The sequence below is a fragment of the Streptomyces sp. NPDC050548 genome (genome assembly GCF_044457385.1).
In the GTDB taxonomy this organism is placed as follows: Bacteria; Actinomycetota; Actinomycetes; order Streptomycetales; family Streptomycetaceae; genus Streptomyces.
In genome coordinates, this window is record NZ_JBITGV010000001.1 from 702,268 (window position 1) to 725,834 (window position 23,567).

At 70.7% G+C, this 23,567-nt stretch carries 19 protein-coding genes; 7 read left to right on the forward strand and 12 right to left on the reverse strand.

The window, feature by feature from the left end; translation table 11 throughout:
• Window positions 1–122: 122 nt before the first annotated feature.
• Both ACIBJH_RS03280 and ACIBJH_RS03285 read right to left on the reverse strand, forming a co-directional pair.
• The gene (locus tag ACIBJH_RS03280) at window positions 123–2,933 is read right to left on the reverse strand and encodes a protein kinase (protein ID WP_399115126.1); all 2,811 of its coding nucleotides are present in this window, start codon (window positions 2,931–2,933) and stop codon (window positions 123–125) included.
• Between the two features lie 164 nt (window positions 2,934–3,097).
• Window positions 3,098–5,575: a serine/threonine-protein kinase gene (locus tag ACIBJH_RS03285; RefSeq protein WP_399115127.1), complete on the reverse strand. Its 2,478-nt coding sequence runs from the start codon at window positions 5,573–5,575 to the stop codon at window positions 3,098–3,100.
• Window positions 5,576–5,745: 170 nt separating this feature from the next.
• Between ACIBJH_RS03285 and ACIBJH_RS03290 the strand changes: the two genes are divergently transcribed.
• The gene (locus ACIBJH_RS03290) at window positions 5,746–6,810 is read left to right on the forward strand and encodes a serine hydrolase domain-containing protein (protein ID WP_399115128.1); all 1,065 of its coding nucleotides are present in this window, start codon (window positions 5,746–5,748) and stop codon (window positions 6,808–6,810) included.
• Between the two features lie 73 nt (window positions 6,811–6,883).
• On the opposite strand, the gene ACIBJH_RS03295 is transcribed toward ACIBJH_RS03290, so the two are convergent.
• Window positions 6,884–8,590 (reverse strand): glycerol-3-phosphate dehydrogenase/oxidase, encoded by a 1,707-nt coding sequence (locus ACIBJH_RS03295; RefSeq protein ID WP_200716292.1) that lies wholly within the window; start codon window positions 8,588–8,590, stop codon window positions 6,884–6,886.
• Between the two features lie 271 nt (window positions 8,591–8,861).
• Between ACIBJH_RS03295 and ACIBJH_RS03300 the strand changes: the two genes are divergently transcribed.
• Together ACIBJH_RS03300 and ACIBJH_RS03305 are read left to right on the forward strand one after the other, a co-directional pair.
• Entirely contained in the window at window positions 8,862–10,070 is a 1,209-nt protein-coding gene (locus tag ACIBJH_RS03300) for a nucleotide sugar dehydrogenase (protein WP_388102530.1), read from the forward strand.
• Window positions 10,071–10,206: 136 nt separating this feature from the next.
• Window positions 10,207–10,782 carry a hypothetical protein gene (locus ACIBJH_RS03305; RefSeq protein WP_399115129.1) on the forward strand — a complete coding sequence of 192 codons (576 nt, stop codon included), beginning with the start codon at window positions 10,207–10,209 and terminating at the stop codon, window positions 10,780–10,782.
• A 577-nt stretch (window positions 10,783–11,359) separates the two neighbouring features.
• Here the strand turns inward: ACIBJH_RS03305 and ACIBJH_RS03310 are convergent.
• The 4 genes from ACIBJH_RS03310 to ACIBJH_RS03325 all read right to left on the reverse strand — a co-directional run bounded on the left by ACIBJH_RS03310 (window position 11,360) and on the right by ACIBJH_RS03325 (window position 15,733).
• A complete protein-coding gene (locus ACIBJH_RS03310; RefSeq protein ID WP_043676952.1) occupies window positions 11,360–12,484 on the reverse strand; it encodes a GuaB3 family IMP dehydrogenase-related protein in 1,125 nt (374 codons plus the stop codon).
• Between the two features lie 115 nt (window positions 12,485–12,599).
• A complete protein-coding gene (gene guaB, locus ACIBJH_RS03315) occupies window positions 12,600–14,105 on the reverse strand; it encodes an IMP dehydrogenase (protein WP_399115130.1) in 1,506 nt (501 codons plus the stop codon).
• A 162-nt stretch (window positions 14,106–14,267) separates the two neighbouring features.
• Window positions 14,268–14,855, reverse strand: coding sequence for a sigma-70 family RNA polymerase sigma factor (locus ACIBJH_RS03320; protein ID WP_200715865.1), 588 nt, complete (start codon window positions 14,853–14,855; stop codon window positions 14,268–14,270).
• Between the two features lie 266 nt (window positions 14,856–15,121).
• Entirely contained in the window at window positions 15,122–15,733 is a 612-nt protein-coding gene (locus ACIBJH_RS03325) for a response regulator transcription factor (RefSeq protein ID WP_003948568.1), read from the reverse strand.
• Window positions 15,734–16,113: 380 nt separating this feature from the next.
• Here ACIBJH_RS03325 and ACIBJH_RS03330 point away from each other — a divergent pair, with 380 nt between their 5' ends.
• Window positions 16,114–16,440, forward strand: a complete 327-nt coding sequence (locus ACIBJH_RS03330; RefSeq protein ID WP_019066760.1) for a WhiB family transcriptional regulator — start codon at window positions 16,114–16,116, stop codon at window positions 16,438–16,440.
• Between the two features lie 61 nt (window positions 16,441–16,501).
• On the opposite strand, the gene ACIBJH_RS03335 is transcribed toward ACIBJH_RS03330, so the two are convergent.
• A complete protein-coding gene (locus ACIBJH_RS03335) occupies window positions 16,502–17,401 on the reverse strand; it encodes a LysR family transcriptional regulator (protein ID WP_399115131.1) in 900 nt (299 codons plus the stop codon).
• An 80-nt stretch (window positions 17,402–17,481) separates the two neighbouring features.
• On the opposite strand from ACIBJH_RS03335, the gene ACIBJH_RS03340 reads away from it, so the two are divergent.
• Window positions 17,482–18,150, forward strand: coding sequence for an MOSC domain-containing protein (locus ACIBJH_RS03340; protein WP_399115132.1), 669 nt, complete (start codon window positions 17,482–17,484; stop codon window positions 18,148–18,150).
• Between the two features lie 108 nt (window positions 18,151–18,258).
• Entirely contained in the window at window positions 18,259–19,032 is a 774-nt protein-coding gene (locus ACIBJH_RS03345) for an SDR family NAD(P)-dependent oxidoreductase (protein ID WP_399115133.1), read from the forward strand.
• Window positions 19,033–19,128: 96 nt separating this feature from the next.
• On the opposite strand, the gene groL is transcribed toward ACIBJH_RS03345, so the two are convergent.
• Both groL and groES read right to left on the reverse strand, forming a co-directional pair.
• Window positions 19,129–20,754, reverse strand: coding sequence for a chaperonin GroEL (gene groL / locus ACIBJH_RS03350; protein WP_399115134.1), 1,626 nt, complete (start codon window positions 20,752–20,754; stop codon window positions 19,129–19,131).
• 124 nt (window positions 20,755–20,878) lie between these two features.
• A complete protein-coding gene (groES, locus tag ACIBJH_RS03355) occupies window positions 20,879–21,187 on the reverse strand; it encodes a co-chaperone GroES (RefSeq protein ID WP_019066754.1) in 309 nt (102 codons plus the stop codon).
• Between the two features lie 321 nt (window positions 21,188–21,508).
• On the opposite strand from groES, the gene ACIBJH_RS03360 reads away from it, so the two are divergent.
• Window positions 21,509–21,790: a hypothetical protein gene (locus ACIBJH_RS03360; RefSeq protein ID WP_399115135.1), complete on the forward strand. Its 282-nt coding sequence runs from the start codon at window positions 21,509–21,511 to the stop codon at window positions 21,788–21,790.
• On the opposite strand, the gene ACIBJH_RS03365 is transcribed toward ACIBJH_RS03360, so the two are convergent.
• Window positions 21,781–22,479, reverse strand: coding sequence for a hypothetical protein (locus ACIBJH_RS03365; protein WP_399115136.1), 699 nt, complete (start codon window positions 22,477–22,479; stop codon window positions 21,781–21,783). The two genes, ACIBJH_RS03360 and ACIBJH_RS03365, sit on opposite strands and share 10 nt — an antisense overlap.
• The gene (locus tag ACIBJH_RS03370; RefSeq protein ID WP_399115137.1) at window positions 22,476–23,468 is read right to left on the reverse strand and encodes a polysaccharide deacetylase family protein; all 993 of its coding nucleotides are present in this window, start codon (window positions 23,466–23,468) and stop codon (window positions 22,476–22,478) included. The genes ACIBJH_RS03365 and ACIBJH_RS03370 overlap by 4 nt, the downstream gene beginning before the upstream one ends.
• Window positions 23,469–23,567 lie beyond the last annotated feature (99 nt).

Genomic DNA, 23,567 nt, shown 5'->3' on the forward strand with positions numbered 1-23,567 from the left:
TCAGCGTAAGGACCGGCCCTCCGACAGGGAACCAGCGGGGTACCAAGGAGACCGCACTGTGACGGTTGTCGCTTCTGTGCCCGAACGGGAACCATTTGGCTCCGGCGCGCCGCCTCCGCAGGTCAGCCGGTGTACTGGTAGGTCGACGACGCCTGCTCGTACAGCCGTGTCACCTCGTCCCGTTGGGCCTCCGGGCCGCGCACCTGCACGATGTGGTAGCGGCCGTCGATGAGGAAGGCCATGTTGCGTACGAAGAGGTCACCGCCCTGGCTGTCCGTCCAGGTGAACTGCCCCTCGGCCATGGTCTTTCCGCCGACCGTGATGGTCCGCAGGCCGGTCGCGGTGGCCCAGCTGGAGTTTCGGTAGGGCTGCAACTCCCGCTCGTTGTCCCGCTGGTAGACCATCGGGTCGCTGCCGTACTTCGCCGCGCTGTCCCGTCCCGCCACCACGATCAGCTCGAAGTCGCCGTGCGAGTAGACCACTTGGCCGCTGCCGTTCTTCGGCGTACGGGTCCAGCCCTTGGCGACGGCGACCTGGAACCCCACGGAGTCCTTGCGCAGCTCGAAGCCGGCGGCGACGGTCGAACCGGCGGGCTGCGACGGGGTGTTGGAGGCGGAGGAGGAAGCAGAGGAGGAGGCGGAGGCTTCGGGTGAGGTCTGGTCGGGCTGCGGCTGACTGCTCGCCTGGGCCGAGGACTGACCGGGCGCCGGACTGACGTCCCCCGCCGCTCCCGTCCTGTCCCCCTGTCCCGCGCCGGTGTCCTCCCCGGACTTGGGCAGGAAGAGCATGGCGTAGGCGACCGCGCCGGCCAGCAGCAGGAAGATGAGCACCAGCAGGGTCCGCCCCAGTCTGCGCGGCGACCCGCCGACCTCCTCCTTGGCCCGCTTGTGCCGCCCGTGCGGACTGGTCGCGGGCAGCCCGGCCCGCCGCCTGCGCACCAACTCGCCGCGCCGACGCACGATCGGCAGCCGCCGCGGGTCGGTCGGCGGAGTGGCGACGACATGCGCACCGGCCTCGGGCTCGGGCGCCGAACGCACCAACGACCGCAGCCAGCCCCGCAGTTCCTCGAAGTCCAGCCGCTCGGTCGGGTCCTGGCGCAGCAGCGACTCCACGACCGGGCGCAGCGGCCCGCACTCCTCCGCGAAGGCGGGCGGCTCCGCGCACACGAGCTGCACCAGCTCGGCGGTCGACTCCTCCGGATAGGGCGCGTGCCCCTGTACGGCCCGGAAGAGCAGCGCGCCGAGCGCCCACAGGTCGGTGGCCGGCCCGATCGGCGCGGCCAACTGCCAGTTCTCATGCACCGGCACGGCCTGCTCCGGCGCCCACCGCTCGGTGACGGGCCCCACCACGGTCATCCGCACCTGCCGAGCCCGCTCGGCCGCCAACGCGGTCGCGGGCCCCCGCCGGACAAGAGCACCGGCGGCGGCCAACTCGTCCCAGCGGGCGGGGGTTTGAGGCCCCGAGTAGGGGTGGGGCTGGGGGGAGTCGACGGGAACGGGGACGGGCTTGCCGAGACCGGGGCCAGGGCCGGGGGCGTGCGGGTTGCCGGTGCCGACAGGGGGCTGGCCCGGGAGGTAAGGGGCGCCCGTGGGAGCCGTGTTGGGCCGGCCGGTGGTCGTACGGTCGCCGGGGGCCGGGGTACCCGCTCCAGTGAACGTGTCCACCGGTGCCGGCGCGCCGGGGCGCGGCGCGGCGCCGTGCCAGGAGGAGGTGTTGCGGACACCGTAGGGATCGGCGATCTGCCCCGGCGGCGTACTGCCGCCCGTGTGCTCCACCCCATGGCCACCGGCGTACGGCGGCTGCGGCGCCGGCAGCGCGGACGAACCGCCCGACTGCGCCCCGCCGTTCTCGCCCTCGGCGGCGGGCCGGGCGCCGGGCAACGCGGGCCGTCCCGGCTGCTGGGCCTCCTGCACCCGGGCCGCGGCACGCGCTCCCGCCCGGTACGCGGCGATGGCCCCGGCCCGCGCGGCCCGTACGTCTCCGCCGGTGTCGACTTCCCGGCGGGCCAGCGCGGCGGACGCCCCGCTCCCGCCACCGCTCTCCGCCCCGACTCCGGGCAGCCCTCCGGCAGCCCTGGCCTCGATGGCGGCCCGCCGAGCGGCCTCGGGGTCCACCCCACCGGGACCGGGACCTGCGCCGTGACCCGCGACACCGCTGGCGGCTTCAGCTCCGGCTCCACGGAAGCCAGCGGGTATCGCAGGGGCCGTAGAGGAGGCGGGTGCCGTGGAACCCGTAGGAACTCGGGGAGTTGGAGGAGCCGTGGCACCACCGCGCTGTCCCGGGTGTCCGCTGCCGCCCTCGGTCTCGCCGTCCTGCGGTGGCACCGGGTCGTAGCCGCACAGTGCCTCCTCCGCCGCGCCGACCGCGAGGCCGGTCAGCATCACGCGGCCGTCGTCGCAGACCAGCACCGTGCGCGCGGTGATGTTCCGGTGCACCCAGCCGTGGGCGTGCAGCACCCGCAGCGCCATCAGCACGTCGGCGGCGACCTCGGCCGCCCGGTACGGCGACAGCGGCTTCTCGACGAGCAGCGCGGACAACGGCTGGGCGGACACCAGTTCGCTCACTATCCACAGCGAACCGCCCTCGGCGAACACGTCGAAGACCTGGTCCAGCCGGGGGTGATCAGGGATCCGCGCGGCGGCCTGCGCGGCCTCGACCGCACGCCGTACCGCCGGATCGGTCGGCCGCCGCGTGGCGGTCCGCGCCGCGCTCGGCCGCCGCGCCCCGCGATCACGCGCCGTGAACCCGTCGGGCAGCCCGTCCTCGCCGAGCACCTCCGCCTCGACGACCTCCGGCAACGGCACCTGGCGTACCAGGACTTCCTGTCCGCTGTAGGTGTCGAAGGCCCGGGTCTCGGTGAGTTCGTACTCGTCGGAGGGCGGCAGCGGCAGGCGGTAGCGGTCGGCGAGCACCCGACCCGCATAGTCGTCCACGTTGCCTCCCCCGGCCGCCCGGTTGGTCAATTCCGTTCGCCTTGCGCCCCGTTCCGCCCTCATACCTGGATGCGTACGGTCCGCAACCACTCACGATACGTGCCGGAGGCAACCCACAAAGAGGGGTTGACGGATCTGGCGCGCCAAACCCGGACCCACCCGCCTCACGACTTCGGTTCGAACGTCTTCGTCAGTGTCGCCCAGGTGTCCTTACGCAGCTCACTGTCCCAATTGGCGGCTTTCGCGGTGTACATGAGCGCATAACCGAGATGACTGTTGACGACGAATCCGCGGTCGATGGTCCGGTACTTCGTCCCGCCGTCCGTGTAGGTGAACTCCCAGTCGGCCGTGTTCCAGCCCCGGTAGTTCACCCCCGCTATTCGGATCCGCGTGTACCCGGAGCGCGTCATGTACTGCTCCTGGTTCTGCCAGTCCGCCACCGGATTGTTCTTGGGCGTACTGGTCCAGGCGATCAGCAGTTTCTGCCCGTCGGGGCCGACCAGCCGGACTCCGGCGGAGTCCGTCGACTGGTACGACCATCCGGCGGGCAGGCCTATGGAGAACCCCTGGCTCCCCTTGTACGTCTTCACGACCGCGGCACCACCGGAGGAGTCGTCGGTCTCGTCACCGCTGCCGCCGGACGCGTTCGTACCGGTGGACGTCGACGTGTCGCCCGAAGCCGACGCCGTCGACGAGGAGTCGGCCTGCGCACCGCCCGTGCTCGCGGTGTCGCTGTCGTCCTTCTTGGTGTCGTTCCCGGCGCTCGCACTCGCGCTCGCGCTGGCGACCGTCTTGCCGCCGTCGTTCTTCTTCGACCCCTTCGAGCCGCTGTCGTCACCGCCGCCGAGCGTGAGCGCCAGCACGACACCGATCACCGCGAGCACGACGACCACCGCGATGATCACCAAGGTCCGCTTCGGCACCACATCGGTGAGCGGCGCCCTCGGCACGGACCGCGGCGGCAGATCCGGCGGCGTCATCACGGGCCACCCTGAACTCCGCCCACCCGAACCCGAGTTGACCCCCCGCGCACCCACCTCATGCGTCGCACCGGGGTCCTTGGCACCGGAGTCCCGCAGCCCGGTCTCCCGCAGCCCGGACGCCTGCACACCCAGGTCGCGCGTACCCGACTCACGTGTACCCGACTCACGCGTACCCAGGTCACGTGTACCCGCGTCCCTCGCACCGGCCTTCGCCGCCGCACCGGCCGCGGCACCCGCGCCGCCGGCCGCAGCACCCGAATCGGCCGCCGTCCCGGAACGGGTCACCGAACCGGAAGCACCTCCCGACCGAGCCGAGGGCACCGCGGGCGTCCGAGGCCCGGCAGCAACAGGCCCGGCACCAGCCGCCGTTGCGCTCTTCGCACCGCCGGCGCCACCAGCCTCCGAAGCACCCGAGCCACTCTTGCCCAACTTGCCCGACTTGTCCGAAGCGCTGCCCGAGCCGACCGCACCGGTCCCGGCAGCAGCCGCACCGGCACCCGCGCCCGAGCCACCCGGCTTGCCGGCAACGGAAGTTGAAGCCGCACCCTCAGCGGAATCCACACTCGCGGCCGCACCCGCAGCCGTACCCGCGGCCGCCGAAGTCGCCGCCCCGGCCCCCGCCGAACCCCCGGCGGCCTTCCGCATGGACCGCAACGCCCCACGCAACCGCTCGGCCCCCGCCGAAGCCCCGCCACCGCTCTTCTTGCCGCCGGACTCGGCGGACCCCGGCTGCGCGGGCAACGGCACGACCCTCGTCGCGTCCACCGGCACCGGCTCCGGCTCGGCCTTGGGCTCGGGCGCGTGGATCACCGCGTTGAGCATCTCCCGGGCACCGGCGTCGTCGAGACGCTGGGCGGGGTCCTTGTTCAACAGGCCGTAGATGACGTCCTTCAACGGCCCGGCGTTCTTCGGCTCCTCCAGCGGCTCGGTCATCACCGCGGTGAGCGTGGCGATGGCGGAACCCTTGTCGTACGGCGGTGCGCCCTCGACCGCCGCGTACAGCAGGCCGCCGAGCGACCACATGTCGGCCGCCGGGCCCGGCTTGTGCCCGCGGGCCCGCTCCGGGGAGATGTACGAGGGCGCGCCGACGAGCATGCCGGTGGAGGTGATCGACGGGTCGCCCTCGACCTGTGCGATGCCGAAGTCGGTGAGCACTACCCGGCCGTCCTCGGCGATCAGCACGTTCGACGGCTTCACATCGCGGTGCAGGATGCCCTCGCGGTGCGCGGACCGCAGGACGTCGAGTATCGCGAGCCCGACCTCCGCCGCGCGCCGTGGTTCGAGCAGGCCGTCCTCCCGGATGGCCTCGGCCAGCGACTTGCCCTCGACCAACTCCATGACGATCCAGGGCCGGTCGTCCTCGTCGACCACGTCGAAGACCGTCACCGCGCTGGTGTTGCGGATCCGCGCGATGGCCTTGGCCTCGCGCAACGTCCGTGTGATCAGCCGCCGTTTCTCGTCCTCGTCGATGCTGGACGGGAACCGCAGCTCCTTGACGGCGACCGTCCGGCCCAGGGTTTCGTCCTCGGCACGCCACACCGTGCCCATGCCTCCGCGGCCGAGCACTTCTCCCAACCGGTACCGCCCGGCGAGAAGACGCTCGTTCTTGTCCCGACGAGTGTCCTGACGGGATGTCCCCGCCCGCTCCGCCTCCGACATGCGTCCCCTCATGCAACCCGCCCTGACAGAGCCTCCATTGTCCCCCACCGAACAAGTGCCCAACGCCCAGGGGCCCCTCGTCGCGCGCCCCCCCGCACATCCCGTCGGATATCCGGCGCAGGTCACACAGCCAAGCCGGGCAGGATGACCGCCGAGAACGGAGGTTCGCGATGCCCATCCCTCGGACACTGCTGGTCATTCCGGTGTCTTTGGCGCTCCTCTGCCTGTCCCCGGCCGCCTCCCGGGCGGGTGCGACAACAACCCCGAACGCCCTGGTCCCCCTACTGGTCACACGGGGCGGAGTCCCCGGCGCGGCGCTACTGGCCCGCTACCGGACCGGCCCCCTGTCGGCGCGGGCCGGCACCGACTACGCGCAGGCCGGAACGGGGATCGGCCGTGCCGACCACTTCCGCGCCGGCAGCATCACGAAGACCTTCATCGCGACGGTGATCCTCCAACTGGCCGACGAACACCGGCTGTCCCTGTCCGACACGGTGGAGCAACACCTGCCGGGCCTGGTGCGCGGAGCGGGCAACGACGGGCGCGCGCTGACCCTGCGTTCCCTGCTCACCCACACCAGCGGCCTGTACGACTTCACCGCGACCACCGGGGGCACGGTCCCCGTGTCACCTCTTGAGGCCGTCCGTATCGCGCTCACCCACCCTCCGGCCGATCGAGGCCGCTTCTCCTACTCGAACACCAACTACGTGCTGCTCGGCCTGGTGATCCGACAGGTCACCGGCCGCTCGTACGCCACCGAGGCCGAGCGCCGCATCATCGCTCCGCTGGGTCTGACGGGCACCTCCTTCCCGGGCTCCCGCACCACTCTTCCCGCGCCGCACGGCCGTGCCTACGCGGCCGACGGCTCCGACGTCACCGATCTCGACCCGCGGGTGGCCGGCGCCGCGGGCGAGCTGGTGACCACGCTCGCCGATCTGAACCGCTTCTACTCGGCCCTGCTCGGCGGCGAACTACTGCCCTCGCGCCGGCTGCGCGAGATGCTCAACACCCGTACCGCACACGGCTCGTACGGCATGGGGCTGTTTCCGGTGAAGCTGCCGTGCGGCACCACGGTGTGGGGACACAACGGCCGGATCTCGGGCAGCTACGTGCGCACCGCAGCCACCGTCGACGGCCGGCATGTCCTCACCTTCCGTGTGAACACGAGCGAGATCGCAGACCCCGGTCTCGAACCGGCCCTGCTCGCCGCCGAGTTCTGCCCCCGCACCTCGTAGAACGGCCGGGTTCCGGACAAAGATCCCAGCTCGCGACACTCGTTCGAGTGAAGCCGGCTGTTCTGCGCCTGGGCTACAGCGGCGCGATGTCCGGCGCCCCCAGCCGCGCCGCGTCCGCGGTCAGGTCGTCGGGCTGGAGCTGGGACTCCCGCTCGGCCTCCACCCGCTTCTCGTAGTGCTCGACCTCGCGCTCGATCTGGTCCTTGTCCCAGCCGAGCACCGGCGCCATCAGCTCGGCGGCCTCACGGGCGCTGCGGGTGCCCCGGTCGAAGGTCTCGATGGAGATGCGGGTGCGGCGGGTCAGCACGTCGTCCAGGTGCCGTGCGCCCTCGTGCGAGGCGGCGTAGACGACCTCGGCGCGCAGATAGTCGTCGGCGGCCTGGAGGGGTTCGCCGAGGGTGGGGTCCTTGGCGATGAGGTCGAGGACTTCCTCGGCCATCGAACCGAAACGGTTCAGCAGATGCTCCACGCGCACCACATGGATGCCGGTGCGTGCGGCGATCCGCGCCCGCGCGTTCCACAGCGCCCGGTAGCCCTCCGCGCCGATCAGCGGCACGTCCTCGGTGACGCATTCGGCGACCCGCATGTCCAGCCCGTGCACCGCCTCGTCCACCGCGTCCTTGGCCATCACCCGGTACGTCGTGTACTTGCCGCCCGCCACGACGACGAGCCCCGGCACCGGATGCGCCACGGTGTGCTCGCGCGACAGCTTGCTGGTGGCGTCCGACTCGCCGGCCAGCAGGGGCCGCAGCCCCGCGTACACGCCCTGGACGTCGTCTCTGGTCAGCGGTACCGCGAGGACCGAGTTCACATGCTCAAGGAGGTAGTCGATGTCGGCGCTGGAGGCGGCCGGGTGGGCCTTGTCGAGGTCCCAGTCGGTGTCGGTGGTGCCGACGATCCAGTGCCGGCCCCAGGGGATGACGAACAGCACGGACTTCTCGGTGCGCAGGATCAGTCCGCTGCTGGAGTTGATGCGGTCCTTGGGGACGACCAGGTGGATGCCCTTGGAGGCGCGGACGTGGAACTGTCCGCGCTCGCCGACCATGGCCTGGGTGTCGTCGGTCCACACGCCCGTGGCGTTCACGATCTGCTTGGCGCGGATCTCGTACTCGCCGCCCGCCTCGACGTCCCGCACCCGGGCGCCGACCACCCGCTCGCCCTCGCGCAGAAACCCGGTCACACGCGCGCCGTTGGCGACCTTCGCGCCGTACGACGAAGCCGTGCGCACCAGGGTGGCCACATAGCGGGCGTCGTCCATCTGGGCGTCGTAGTACTGAAGGGCCCCCACCAGGGCGTCCTTCTTCAGCGCCGGTGCCACGCGCAGGGCGTGACGGCGGCTCAGGTGGCGGTGGGTGGGCAGGCCCCGCCCATGCGCGCGGGCCATGGACATCGCGTCGTAGAGCGCGACGCCCGAACCGGCGTACAGGCGCTCCCAGCCCTTGTGCTGGAGCGGGTACAGGAACGCCACCGGCTTCACCAGGTGCGGGGCGAGCCGCTCCAGGAGCAGTCCGCGTTCCTTCAGGGCCTCGCGGACGAGGGCGAAGTCGAGCATCTCCAGGTAGCGCAGGCCGCCGTGGATGAGCTTGCTCGACCTGCTCGATGTGCCGGACGCCCAGTCGCGCGCCTCGACCAGTCCCGTGGACAGGCCGCGTGTCACGGCGTCCAGGGCGGTGCCCGCACCGACCACGCCCCCACCCACGACGAGCACGTCCAGTTCGCGCTCGGCCATTCCCGCCAGTGCCTCGGCTCGCTGCGCCGGACCCAGTGTCGCTGTCCTCACCGCTGCCTCCCGCTATCGATAGCGCCGGCCGCACCCGTTCGGCGAAGCCCGGTTCGTATCCCTCCTGCCCAAATTCTGACCGGGTTGCCCGACTTCAGCCACCACTCACCCCCAGCCTGTGGACAACAATCACAGGACTGCCGAAAAACACAGCCGTCCAATACCGCATAACGGTCATATTTACTCCTAGTCTGACATTGCGCTCGCTCGTTCTGTCCACAGGGCTTGCGCACCTGTCCCGCTTCGGTTACTGGGAAGGACGGCCCACGCCATGCCCGCAGATCTCGCCGTCATCGGACTCGGTCCTCTCGGCCTGCCCCTGGCCCAGGCCGCTGTCGCCGCCGGTATCGCCACGGTCGGCTTCAAGACCGGCCCCGAGGCCGGCTCCCTCAGCCCCGCCGAACTGCGCCGGATGCTCTCGGGGGGCTTCCGGCCGGCCAGCAACCCCGCCGAGCTCGGCCGCGTACGCACCGCCGTGATCTGCGCGCCGACGCCCCCGGACGCGGACGGCGGCCTCGACCTCAGCCAGGTGGAGACGGCCGCCCGCGCCCTCGCCGCGCACCTGCGCCCGCACACCACGGTGATTCTGGAGTCACCGGTGCACCCCGGCACCACCGAGGACTTCCTGCGCCCTCTCCTCGAAGAGGGATCAGGCCTCCGCGCGGGCCGCGACTTCCACCTCGCCTACTCCCCCAGCCGCGTCGACCCCGGCAACCGCGACTTCACCCCGGCCAACACCCCCAAGGTGATCGGCGGCCTGACCCCGGCCTGCACCGAGTCCGCCGCCGCCTTCTACGGCCGGCTCACCGACAAGGTGGTACGCGCGCGTGGCCTGCGCGAAGCGGAAACCGTGCAGCTCCTGGAGACCAATTTCCGGCACGTCAACATCGCCCTCGTCAACGAAATGGCCGTCCTGTGCCACGACTTGGGCGTCGACCTCTGGGACGTCATCCGCTGCGCGGAGACCAAGCCGTTCGGCTTCCAGGCCTTCCGCCCCGGCCCCGGTGTCGGCGGCCACGCCGTTCCCCAGGACCTGACGGCACACGGGGGCCGCCCGCTCCGCATGGTCGAACTCGCCCAGCAGGTCAACAACCAGATGCCCCGTTACGTCATCCAGCGCGCGGCCACGCTCCTCAACGAGCACGGCAAGTCCGCGCGCGGGGCCCGTGTCCTCCTCCTCGGCGTCACCTACAAGGCCGACCTCGCCGACCAACAGGCCACCCCCGCCCAGGAGATCGCGATCCGCCTCATGGAACTCGGCGCCTCCGTCAGCTACCACGACCCCCACATCCCCTCCTGGAGCGTCCTGGACCGCCCGGTCCCCCGCGCGGACTCCCTCTACGAGGCGGCGGCCGACGCCGACCTGACGATCCTGCTCCAGCAGCACCGGACGTACGACCTCCAAGGCCTGTCCGTGAAGGCGCAGTTGCTGCTGGACACGCGGGGGGCCACACCGACCGGGGCCGCGCACCGGCTCTGAGCACGAAAACGACTGGTCACGGGGTCGCGTCAACCTGCTAATCTCCCCTCACTCGCCGCACAGCTGTCGCATATCCGTGCGCGCGCATCTCCGCTTCATCTTTCCTGTCGTCGTATCCCGTGGGGGGATTTCTGTCATGAGCCAGTCAGCCACGCCACCGCAGCCGCAGCCCGAGGCGCAGGACCAGCCGCAGCAGCCCGCGTCGCCGCAGCCGGTCGACGGCAACCCGTACGCCCAACAGCCCGGCGCGGTACCGCCGCCCCCGGCACCGAGCGCGCCGTACGCCCCGCCGACCCCGTCCGCTCCCGTGCTGAACAGCATCGCGCTCGGCCTGGTGACCGCCGTCGTCGTCGCGCTGGTCGCCGCCGGCATCTACGGCTTCGTCATCGGCACCACCAAGCACGAGATCGGCTGGGCGGCGGTTGGTGTCGGCTTCGTGATCGGCCTGGCTGCGGGCAGGCTCGGCGGACGCAATCCCGCGCTTCCCGTGGTCAGCGCCGTCCTGGCCCTGGGCGCGGTCTACCTCGGCCAGCTGGTCGGCGAGGCGATGATCGGCGCGGACGAGCTGGGCGTGAACTTCAGCAAGGTGTTCTTCGACCACTTCGACGTCGTCCAGGACGCCTGGAAGGCCGACGCCGACCCGCTCACCTTCATCTTCTTCGCCATCGCCGCGTTCGCCGCGTTCTCGGGCGCGAAGAAGGCTGCGCTCTGACCCCGGCGCGCGGGTTGTGCAGGGGGGCGCTTAGGGCGGGGCGTGCGTCGGGGGCTGGTGGCGTGCGACTCGCGGCGCCGGTACCGTACGGAATCAGGTGGAGCCCACCGCAGTGGCTGCTGCGGTGAGCTCCTGAAAAGTGAACGGAGTGTCCACCCCTAGTTGTGATGGGGGTGGCCGCTCACTTTCCGCCGTGAATCCACAAGATCCACCTCCTCCGTTGCTTCACCATCCGAAGACGGATCCGGTCCCAGCGGGTGGGCTTGCGGTGGCGTCCCATGGGCGCCCCCTTCCACGAGGCCGCCCATTAGCCCGGTAGGCGGTTCGTCTGGAGTTCGGGCCGGGCCCCGAGAGCCCGGGTCCGGAACGATTTCCGTAGAAGGGGGCACCCCACACAACTGGGGCGCCGATCACGGACGTTACCGCCCCGACACGCCCCACCAGCGAACTTTCGCCCCGAACGCAACCGTGCGCCCCTTAAGTCCCAACACGCGCCCCACCAGCCCCACTTGGGCACACGAAAGGGCCCGGACCACCCAGGTCCGGGCCCTTCGAGGCGTCGTAGAAGCGGCTACGCCTACCGCTTGTGCTGTGAGTCCGCCACCGTCACCTCGACGCGCTGGAACTCCTTCAGCTCGCTGTAACCCGTCGTCGCCATCGCGCGCCGCAGCGCCCCGAAGATGTTCATCGAGCCGTCGGGGACGTGGGACGGGCCGGTGAGGATCTCCTCGATCGTGCCGACCGTGCCGAGGTCGACCTTCTTGCCGCGCGGGAGTTCCTCGTTGACCGCCTCCATGCCCCAGTGGTGGCCCTTGCCCGGGCCGTCCGTGGCGCGGGCCAGCGGGGAGCCCATCATGACCGCGTCGGCGCCGCAGGCGATCGCCTTGGGGAGGTCTCCGGACCAGCCGACACCGCCGTCGGCGATGACGTGGACGTACCGGCCGCCGGACTCGTCCATGTAGTCGCGACGAGCCGCCGCCACGTCCGCGACCGCGGTCGCCATCGGGACCTGGATGCCCAGGACGTTGCGCGTGGTGTGCGCGGCGCCGCCGCCGAAGCCGACCAGGACACCGGCCGCGCCCGTGCGCATCAGGTGCAGGGCCGCCGTGTACGTGGCGCAGCCGCCGACGATCACCGGGACGTCCAACTCGTAGATGAACTGCTTCAGGTTCAGCGGCTCGTGCGAGCCCGACACGTGCTCCGCCGAGACCGTCGTACCGCGGATGACGAAGATGTCCACGCCCGCGTCGACGACGGCCTTGGAGAACTGGGCCGTGCGCTGCGGGGAGAGCGCGGCGGCGGTGACCACGCCCGAGTCGCGCACCTCCTTGATGCGCTGGCCGATCAGCTCCTCCTTGATGGGAGCGGCGTAGATCTCCTGGAGGCGGCGGGTCGCGGCGTCCACGTCGAGGCCGGTGATCTCGTCGAGGAGCGGCTGCGGGTCCTCGTAGCGGGTCCAGAGGCCTTCGAGGTTCAGTACGCCGAGGCCGCCGAGCTCGCCGATGCGGATCGCGGTGGCCGGGGAGACGACCGAGTCCATGGGGGCGGCCAGGAACGGCAGTTCGAAGCGGTAGGCGTCGATCTGCCAGGCGATCGAGACCTCCTTCGGGTCCCGCGTACGGCGGCTGGGGACGACGGCGATGTCGTCGAAGGCGTACGCCCGGCGGCCGCGCTTGCCGCGCCCGATCTCGATCTCAGTCACGTGTGTGGCCTTTCCTTCTGCGTCTCAGCGTCTTCCAGTATCGCCGACGGGCACGACAAGGGCGGCCCCGGATGCTCCGGAGCCGCCCTCGGGAAGCCTGGCGACTACTGGCCGGCTACTTGCTGCGGCTGTAGTTCGGTGCCTCGACCGTCATCTGGATGTCGTGCGGGTGGCTCTCCTTGAGACCCGCCGAGGTGATCCGGACGAAGCGGCCCTTGGTCTCCATCTCCGCGATGCTGGCCGCGCCCACATAGCCCATGGTCTGGCGCAGACCGCCGACGAGCTGGTGCAGCACGTTGGCCAGCGGGCCGCGGTAGGGCACCTGGCCCTCGATGCCCTCGGGCACGAGCTTGTCGTCGGAGGCGACCTCGGCCTGGAAGTAGCGGTCCTTGGAGTACGACCGGCCCTGGCCGCGGGACTGCATCGCGCCGAGCGAGCCCATGCCGCGGTAGGACTTGAACTGCTTGCCGTTGATGAACTGCAGCTCGCCCGGGGACTCCTCGCAGCCCGCGAGGAGGCTGCCGAGCATCACCGTGTCGGCGCCGGCGGCGAGCGCCTTGCCGATGTCGCCGGAGTACTGCAGGCCGCCGTCGCCGATGAGCGGGACGCCGGCCGCGCGGGCGGCGAGGGAGGCCTCGTAGATCGCGGTGACCTGCGGGACACCGATGCCGGCGACCACGCGGGTGGTGCAGATGGAGCCGGGGCCGACGCCGACCTTGATGCCGTCGACACCGGCGTCGACCAGGGCCTGGGCGCCGTCACGGGTCGCTACGTTGCCGCCGATCACGTCGACTCCGACGCTCGACTTGATCTTCGACATCCAGCTGAGGGCGTTGCTGTTGTGGCCGTGCGAGGTGTCGACGACCAGGAAGTCGACGCCGGCCTCGGCGAGGGCCTGGGCGCGGTCCAGCGCCTCGGGGCTGGCGCCCACGGCGGCGCCGACGATCAGGCGGCCCTCGGCGTCCTTGGCGGCGTGCGGGTACTGCTCGGCCTTGACGAAGTCCTTGACCGTGATGAGGCCCTTGAGGATGCCCGCCTCGTCTACGAGGGGAAGCTTCTCGATCTTGTGGCGGCGCAGCAGCTGCATGGCGTCGGCGCCGGTGATGCCGACCTGGCCGGTGACCAGGGGCATCGGGGTCATGACCTCGCGCACCTGACGGGAGCGGTCGGTCTCGAAGGCCATGTCGCGGTTGGTGACGATGCCGAGCAGCTTCTTGTTGCCGTCGGTCACCGGGACGCCGCTGATGCGGAACTTGGCGCAGAGCGCGTCAGCCTCGGCCAGCGTGGCGTCGGGGTGCACGGTGATCGGGTCGGTGACCATGCCGGACTCGGAGCGCTTCACGAGGTCGACCTGGTTGACCTGGTCCTCGACGGACAGGTTGCGGTGCAGGACGCCGACGCCGCCCTGGCGGGCCATCGCGATGGCCATGCGGGACTCGGTCACCTTGTCCATCGCCGCGGAGAGCAGCGGGATGTTGACCCGGACGTTGCGCGAGATGCGGGACGAGGTGTCGACCGCGTTCGGGAGCACCTCGGATGCGCCCGGCAGCAGCAGCACGTCGTCGTAGGTCAGCCCCAGTGTCGCGAATTTGGCGGGCACTCCGTCGACGTTGGCAGTCATGACACCTTCCCCAATGGCCTTGATCGGTGCGGATGTCCATGCTAACGGGAAGCACGGTCCCCGAATTCCACGATTCGACGGCTGCACCCGACAGCGGGCTTCGTATGTTCGTACGGCACCGGGCGCCCGGCTGTTCAAGAAAGGCGTTGCCCGTACCGGTGTTTACTGCTCGGCCAGTGCCCGCAACCGGCTCAGCGCGCGGTGCTGTGCGACCCGGACGGCGCCGGGTGACATTCCCAACATCTGGCCGGTCTCCTCGGCCGTGAGGCCTACGGCGATGCGCAGCAGGAGCAGTTCGCGCTGGTTCTCCGGGAGGTTGGCCATGAGTTTCTTGGCCCATTCGGCGTCGCTGCTGAGCAGGGCGCGTTCCTCGGGGCCGAGGGAGTCGTCCGGTCGCTCGGGCATCTCGTCGGAGGGGACCGCCGTAGAGCCCGGGTGGCGCATCGCGGCCCGCTGGAGGTCGGCGACCTTGTGGGCGGCGATGGCGAAGACGAAGGCCTCGAAGGGGCGGCCGGTGTCCTTGTAGCGGGGCAGTGCGAGGAGGACGGCCACGCAGACCTCCTGGGCGAGGTCCTCCACGAAGTGCCGTGCGTCGCCCGGGAGTCGGGACAGCCGCGTGCGGCAGTAGCGCAGGGCCAGTGGGTGTACGTGGGCGAGCAGATCGTGCGTCGCCTGCTCGTCTCCGTCGACCGCGCGAAGGACGAGCCCACCAATCGCCCCTTGGGCACTGGCCCCCTCGTCGTCACGCATCGGTCCATGGTGCCTTGCGGCCGTGTGGTCCGTGGCACCGCGTCCGTTGTTGTGCACCGAAGCGTTATGAGCAGGTGCGCCGGAACTCATCTCCTGCGCCCTCCCCTCCCGCTCGACCGACTCGTCCCCGAGGAACTCCACACCTCAAGGATGCGGCATCCGCGGCGAAACGAGCAGCGGGCATCCGGCGAGCCCCTTTGCCGCCCCCGCCCGCCATGAGGCAGGCGGGGATTCCCGTACCCCCGCTACGACCCACTGACCTGGCCCTAACGGACCAGACCCCAGCGGAAACCGAGCGCCACGGCGTGCGCCCGGTCCGAGGCGCCGAGTTTCTTGAAGAGCCGTCGGGCGTGGGTCTTGACGGTGTCCTCGGAGAGGAAGAGTTCACGGCCGATCTCCGCGTTCGAGCGGCCGTGGCTCATGCCTTCGAGGACCTGGATCTCGCGTGCGGTGAGCGTCGGCGCGGCGCCCATCTCGGCGGACCGCAGCCGGCGCGGGGCCAGTCGCCAGGTCGGGTCGGCGAGGGCCTGGGTGACCGTGGCCCGCAGTTCGGCGCGCGAGGCGTCCTTGTGCAGATAGCCGCGGGCGCCGGCCGCGACCGCGAGGGCCACGCCGTCCAGGTCTTCGGCGACGGTGAGCATGATGATGCGTGCGCCCGGGTCGGCGGAGAGCAGCCGCCGCACGGTCTCGACACCGCCGAGTCCGGGCATGCGGACGTCCATCAGGATGAGGTCCGAGCGGTCGGCGCCCCAGCGGCGGAGGACTTCCTCCCCGTTGGCCGCGGTCGTCACGCGCTCGACGCCGGGTACGGTCGCGACCGCCCGGCGGAGCGCCTCTCGGGCAAGCGGGGAGTCGTCACAGACGAGGACGGATGTCATGGCCGCCCTCCGCAGCTGATGCGCGTCACCTTGAGCCTCCAGGCTGGTACGAAATCGTCACCTGTGCGGTCGACCGTCTCGGACGCCTGCCCGAGCACTTGTGTTTGCAACCGCCTCGCACTCTCAACGACGGTCACTCGAAAGAGTTACGGGGCCGTGTGTCGTCTTCGGCACTCTACGTGAGGGTGCGGACACGGTGGAGACGTGCGCGGCCGACCCTCAAGCTTTCATCACAACCGGTGCCCCATTCAGCCCTATTTCTTCCCTTTTACTGGTGTCTGAGGCTAGATTCGCAATGAGTCATATTTTCATCTCCTTAGATCGTAGTTGTACGGTCGTGGACACCGTATCCGCCCATAACGGCTACAAGGGGTCACGCAATGGCAGATTTCTCCCGCCTTCCCGGACCGAACGCGGACCTGTGGGACTGGCAGCTCCTGGCTGCCTGCCGAGGGGTCGACAGCTCGCTCTTCTTTCATCCCGAGGGTGAGCGCGGTGCGGCACGAAGCGCTCGTGAGAACTCGGCCAAAGAGGTCTGCATGAGGTGCCCGGTCCGCGCACAGTGCGCGGCGCACGCGCTGGCGGTGCGCGAGCCGTACGGCGTCTGGGGCGGCCTCACCGAGGACGAGCGCGAAGAACTGATGGGGCGTGCCCGTAACCGCCTGGTGTCGGCCTCGACTGCCGGGGACATGGCTTCGAACAACTGAAGGAACGTTTCTCCAACACTCCCTCCGACAGCACTCCCCAGGGGCACGCGCACGCGTGCCCCTACTTTTCGCGGGCCGCCCGCTCCAGCTGGTCCAGCGTCGCCGCCACCGCCGGCACCTGCGCCAGGTCGGGCAGGGTCAGCGCGACGATCTCCCGCCGCACCGCCGGTTCCAGGGTCACCGTCCGCGCGCCCCGGGGCCGTACGGACTCGATCGCAAGCTGGGGCAGTACGGCGACGCCCAGGCCCGCGCTGACCAGGCCGACGACCGCCGGATAGTCGTCGGTCGCGAAGTCGATGCGGGGCGTGAAGCCCGCGGTCTCGCAGACCTCGACCAGCTGGCCGCGGCAGCGCGGGCAGCCGGCGATCCAGGGGTCGTCGGCGAGGTCTCCGATGGCGACCGACCGCACGCGCGCGTGGCGGTGTTTTTCCGGGACCAGCGCGACCAGGCGGTCGCGGAGCAGGGGTCGTACCACCAGGTCGGACCAGTCCTCGGCGCCCGTCGCGGTCTCGTAGCGGAAGGCGAGGGCGATGTCGCAGTCGCCCTCGCGGAGCAGTTCGACGGAGTTCGGCGGTTCGGCCTCCTCCAGGAAGACGCGGGTGCCGGGGTGGGCGGCGCGCAGGGCGGCGAGGGCCGTGGGGACGAGGGTCGAGCTGCCGCTCGGGAAGGAGACCAGGCGGACCCGGCCGGCCCGCAGGCCCGCGATGGCGGCGACCTCCTCCTCGGCGGCGGTCAGGCCGGCGAGGATGCCGGCCGCGTGTCTGACCAGGGCCTCGCCCGCCTGGGTCAGACGCATCTCGCGGCCGGTACGGATGAGGAGTGGGGTGCCGACGGAGGTCTCCAGGGCCTTCATCTGCTGGCTGACGGCGGGCTGGGTGCAGCCGAGCGCGCGCCCGGCCGCCGAGAAGGAACCGGTGGCGGCGACGGCGCGCAGCACACGGAGATGTCGGGCCTCGATCATGCGCCGAGCATAAGCCAACCTTGGGGGCACAGGTGAATAATGCGCAACACCTTTGAGTCGCTCTCGCCTACCGTGGCCTCATGAAGCTTCTCTCGCTGAATCTGGGCCGGGCCACGGCCGTGCCGTACACGGACCAGCCGGACGGCGTGACGGGAATCGACAAGCGGCCGACCGACGGGCCCGTCCGGGTGAGCGCGCCCGGCCCCAAGGGGGTCGCCGGGAGCGGTCTCGCCGGGGACACGGTGTGTCATCTGCGCCACCACGGCGGCGACGACCAGGCGGTGTACGCGGTCGCACGCGAGGATCTCGACGACTGGGAGCGGGAGTTGGGGCGCCCGCTGGCCAACGGTTCCTTCGGGGAGAACCTGACGACCCTGGGGATCGACGTGTCCGGCGCGCGGATCGGGGAGCGCTGGCGGATCGGTTCCGAGGTGGTCCTGGAGGTCAGCTCCGGGCGGGTCCCGTGTCTTGTCTTCCAGGCCCATCTGGGCGAGGAGCGGTGGGTGAAGCGGTTCACCCAGAAGGGTGCGCCGGGGGCCTATCTGCGGGTGATCGAACCCGGTGAGATCCGGGCCGGGGACGCGATCGAGGTCGTGCACCGGCCCGACCACGAGGTGACGGTGGCCCTGCAGTTCCGGGCCGTGACGACCGAGCGCTCGCTGCTGCCGCGGCTGCTTCCGGCGGGCGAGACGCTGCATCCGGAGTCCCTCGCGCAGGCCCGGAAATATGTCGCGGAGCACGCGGGCTGACCTGCTGCCACGGCCTGTTCGACGCCTTGTTCGACACGTGTTCGTCACGGATCGGGAGGGCCTGTGCAGAGATCTGGCCCGGTCGCCCCGGGTCACTAATCTTGCGCCATGACAACGGCATTGATTACGGGATCGACCGCGGGGATCGGTGCCGCCTTCGCGCGGCGGCTCGCGGCGGACGGACACAACCTCGTGCTGGTCGCGCGGAACACCGCACGGCTCGGCGAGCAGGCCACCGAACTGCACGATCGGCACGGCATCGAGGCGGAGGTGCTGACCGCCGACCTCGCCACGGACGAGGGCATCGAGACGGTGGCCGCCCGGCTCGCGGACCGCAAGAACCCGGTCGACCTGCTGGTCAACAACGCGGGCTTCGGCAACAAGGGCCGCTACCTCGACGTACCGATGGCGGACGAGCTGAAGATGCTCAAGGTGCACTGCGAGGCGGTGCTTCGGCTGACCAGCGCGGCGACCGAGGGGATGCGGGAGCGCGGGCGCGGCGGGGTCGTCAACGTGGCGTCGGTGGCGGCCTTCGTGCCGCGCGGGACGTACGGCGCGTCGAAGGCGTGGGTGGTGCAGTTCACGCAGGGGGCCGCGAAGGACCTGGCCGGGACCGGCGTACGGCTGATGGCGCTGGCGCCCGGGTTCGTGCGGACCGAGTTCCACGAGCGGGCCGGGATGGGCACGGACAACATCCCGAACTGGATGTGGCTGGACGCGGACAAGCTGGTCGCGGCGGCGCTCGCGGATCTGGCGCGCGGCAAGTCGCTGTCGATCCCCGACCCGCGCTACAAGGCGCTGATGGGCCTGGTGAAGATCACTCCGCAGGCGGTGCTCGGCGGGATCACGTCGAAGACCGGGCGGAAGTACGGGCCGCAGTGACGGCAGCCGCCGCGCTGACGGTGACGGCGACACGAAGGCCCGGCTCCCCCAGAGGGGCGCCGGGCCTTCGGTGTACTACGGGTTCACCGACTCGCGTCAGTGGGAGTGGCCGTGGCCGTGACCACCGGCGGCCGGCTCCTCCTCTTCCTTCTTCTCGACGACCAGGGTCTCGGTCGTGAGAAGCAGGGAGGCGATGGAGGCGGCGTTCTCCAGGGCGGAGCGGGTGACCTTGACCGGGTCGATGACACCGGCCTTGACCAGGTCGCCGTACTCGCCGGTCGCGGCGTTGAAGCCCTGGCCGGGCTCCAGGTCGGCGACCTTGGAGGTGATGACGTAGCCCTCAAGGCCGGCGTTCTCGGCGATCCAGCGCAGCGGCTCGACGACCGCGCGGCGCACGACCGCGACACCGGTGGCCTCGTCGCCGGTCTTGCCGAGGTTGCCCTCAAGGACCTTGGCGGCGTGGACCAGAGCGGAGCCACCACCGGAGACGATGCCCTCCTCGACCGCGGCGCGGGTCGCGGAGATGGCGTCCTCCAGACGGTGCTTCTTCTCCTTCAGCTCCACCTCGGTGGCGGCGCCGACCTTGATCACGCACACGCCGCCGGCCAGCTTCGCGAGGCGCTCCTGGAGCTTCTCGCGGTCCCAGTCGGAGTCGGTGTTCTCGATCTCGGCCTTGATCTGGTTGACGCGGCCCGCGACCTCGGAGGCGTCACCGGCACCGTCGACGACGGTGGTGTCGTCCTTGGTGACCGTCACGCGACGGGCGGAGCCCAGCACGTCCAGGCCGACCTGGTCGAGCTTGAGGCCGACCTCCTCGGCGATGACCTGACCGCCGGTGAGGGTGGCGAGGTCGCCGAGCATCGCCTTGCGGCGGTCGCCGAAGCCGGGGGCCTTGACCGCGACGGCGTTGAACGTGCCGCGGATCTTGTTCACGACCAGGGTCGACAGGGCCTCGCCCTCGACGTCCTCGGCGATGATCAGCAGCGGCTTGGAGGCGTTGGCCTGGATGACCTTCTCCAGCAGCGGCAGCAGGTCCTGGATGGAGCTGATCTTGCCCTGGTGGATGAGGATGTACGGGTCCTCCAGGACCGCTTCCATCCGCTCCTGGTCCGTCACGAAGTACGGCGACAGGTAGCCCTTGTCGAAGGCCATGCCCTCGGTGAAGTCCAGCTCCAGACCGAAGGTGTTGGACTCCTCGACGGTGATGACACCGTCCTTGCCGACCTTGTCCATCGCCTCGGCGATGAGCTCGCCGACCTGGCTGTCCTGCGCGGACAGACCGGCGACGGCCGCGATGTCGGCCTTGTCGTCGATGGGCCGCGCGGTGGCGAGCAGCTCGTCGGAGATGGCCTTGACGGCGGCGTCGATGCCCTTCTTCAGGGAGGCCGGGGAGGCGCCGGCGGCGACGTTGCGCAGGCCCTCGCGTACGAGCGCCTGGGCGAGCACGGTGGCGGTGGTGGTGCCGTCACCCGCGATGTCGTTGGTCTTGGTCGCCACCTCCTTCACCAGCTGGGCACCGAGGTTCTCGTACGGGTCGTCCAGCTCGACCTCGCGGGCGATGGTGACACCGTCGTTGGTGATGGTGGGGGCGCCGAACTTCTTGTCGATGACGACGTTGCGGCCCTTGGGGCCGATCGTCACCTTCACCGTGTCGGCAAGCTTGTTGACGCCGCGCTCAAGGGCGCGACGGGCGTCCTCGTCGAACTTCAGGATCTTCGCCATGGGAGCGGTTCAGCCCTCTCGGAAAACGTGGGTGAAACGAACCACGCCCCTGACGCCCGGCTTCATAAGGTCGCGGGGGCCAGGGGCGCAGCTCACATACTGAATGTGCTTGCGGTGAAGCGAATTACTTCTCGATGATCGCGAGTACGTCGCGGGCCGAGAGGACGAGGTATTCCTCGCCGCTGTACTTCACTTCGGTGCCGCCGTACTTGCTGTACAGCACGATGTCGCCGGTCTTGACGTCGAGCGGCAGGCGCTCGCCGTTCTCGAAGCGGCCCGGGCCAACGGCCAGGACGACGCCCTCCTGGGGCTTCTCCTTGGCCGTGTCCGGGATGACCAGGCCAGAGGCCGTGGTCTGCTCGGCGTCGAGCGGCTGGACCACAATGCGGTCCTCAAGCGGCTTGATGGCAACCTTGGAGCTGGTGGTCGTCACGATCCGACCTCCCCCTTCGGAGATCTCACGGGGTTAACTGTCTGAGGTGGCGACCAGGTGGATCCGTCGTCGCGGGTGCCGGACCTGCCCGTCGCTATTGGCACTCTCCAGGGGGGAGTGCCAGGTCTGAGACTATGACTGCGATTAGCACTCGGTCAAGCGGAGTGCCAATGCCTGCGGCGCTTGACCGGATTTTTTGGCGACCGTCGGCTGTGGTTGCCGTCCTCCGGGGGCTGCGCCCCCAGACCCCCGCTTCGGCCTGGACGGCCTCGTCCTCAAACGCCGGCCGGGCTGTTCGGCACCCGCTGCTAGCGTCCTGGTATGCCTCGCCCCTCCCTCGGCACCGACGGTTGCGCGGCGGCCGTCCTGGTGCCCGCCGAGTTCGTCTTCGGCTTCGGGTCGGCTCTGATGGTGCTGCTGATGGCGCCCGGCTGGGTGGCGACGGCATGGCTGGGGGTGCTGGTGGCCGCGGCCCTCGTGACGGCCGTCGTCCTCTTCCGGCGCGGGTATCGGATCAGCGCAGCGGCGCAGGTGCTGGCGGTCGGTGTGCTGCTGGGGAGCCTTGGCCAGTTCCTGTCCCTCATGGGCGGTCCTCAGAGGTAGTCCTCCAGGCGGCCCACCGTCAGGCCCCGCTCCTGGATCCCCCGGAGCAGTCTGACCGTTGTGTCGGTCGGGGTGATGCGGACGATGTCACCGGGGGTGAGGCGGTGGGCGCCGCGGGCGTAGGTGAGGGTTCCGGTTGTCGTGGAAGCGCGCCAGAGGACCAGTGCGGAGATGCCGCAGTCGGCGGCGGCCCGGCGGGTGGTGGTGTCGTACGTGCCGTCGGGGGGCCGGAGCAGCCGGGGCCGGGGACGGGCCAAGTGGCCGCAGATCTCGGTGCGTTGGGCGTCGTAGGGCAGGCCCGCGACGGGGCGGCGGCCCTGGGCGGTGCCGAACTCGGTGACGGGCAGGCGCAGTTCGCGGACCATGTCGGTGAAGTTCGGGTCCCGGCGGGCGCTCGCCTCGTGGTCGTAGGTCAGGAAGACGACCCTGTCGCGGGTGCGGATGTGGTCCACGACGGGCGGGAGGCCGGGGCCCGCCGAGCGGGCTGGGGGTCCGGGGGACGGTTTCGGGGCGGGGGCCAGAGGGGCCGTCAAACCCCAGTGGCGGTACGGCTGTTCGGGGGCCGGGCCGTGCGGGCGCACGCGCTGGGCGGCCTTCTTGCCGAGCCGTTCGATGGGGTCGACGGACTGGGCGCAGCCGGTGAGGAGAGTGGCCGCCAGGGCGACGGCCACCGGTGCCCGGAACCTCACAGGTAGTCCTCAAGGCGGGCCACCGCGTAGCCCTCGGCCGTGACCTTGCCGAGGAAGCGGCGCATGTCGTCGACCATCGTGCCCTTCCAGTCCGCACGGCCCCGGAAGTGGGTCAGGACGATGTCGCCGGGGTGCAGCTGCTGGTCGTCCTCGCGGTACTCCCAGTGGTCGACGAAGACCTCCTCGTCCCAGATCGGGGCGTACTTGATGCCGCAGGACTTGGCGGCGACGAGGGTGTCGTGGTTGTAGTTCCCGTACGGCGGCCGGAACACGGTCGGGGCCTTGCCGAACTGCTTCTTCACGATGTCCTGCATGCCGCAGATCTCGCGCTTCTGCTCGGCGTAGGACAGGCCCGGCAGGTAGGGGTGCGTGAGGGTGTGGTTGTTGATCGTGTGCCCCTGGGCCTGCATCTTCCTGAAGTAGCCGTAGTCGTCCTTGACCAGGTAGTTGCTGAGGAAGGCCGTGTACGGGATCTTCAGGTCGTCCATCATCCGCAGGAACGCGGGGTCCTTGTTCTCGCCGTCGTCGATCGTGAGGAAGACGATCTTCTGCTTGGTGGGGATCGTCGTGAAGACCGGCGGGAGGTTCAGCTCCTCCTGGTCGTCCACCTCGAAGCCCTTGCGCGCGGTGATCTCCGGCTTGTGTGCGGGGGCCGGCAGGGCCTGGAGCGGCACCTTCGCCAGTCCCCAGCGCTTCGCGGCGGCGACCCGGGCGGCGTAGGCGGCGCGCAGCCTGGTGGCGTAGGAGTCGAGCGCGCGGGCCGGGGGCGCGTGCAGGGGCTGCGCGCCGTGCGCGGGAGGTGCCGGGTGCGCCGGGTGCGCGGTCGGGCCGGAGCCGGACCGGCCGCAGCCGGAGGCGAGGGCGGCGAGTGCGAGGGCGGCCAGCGCGCCACGGACGCCCGGCTTCCACCCCCGGCTCCCCCGGCGACTCCCCCGGCCCTCCGTGCGCTCACACGTCCGATTGATGTCATTTTGTACGACTACTCGCATGGGGTCGGATCTTTTCAGGTCCCGGCCCCGATCCCGCGCCGACACCGCCAACACACCGCCACCGGAGGCACACCGTCCACCGACTGGCCCACAATGTCC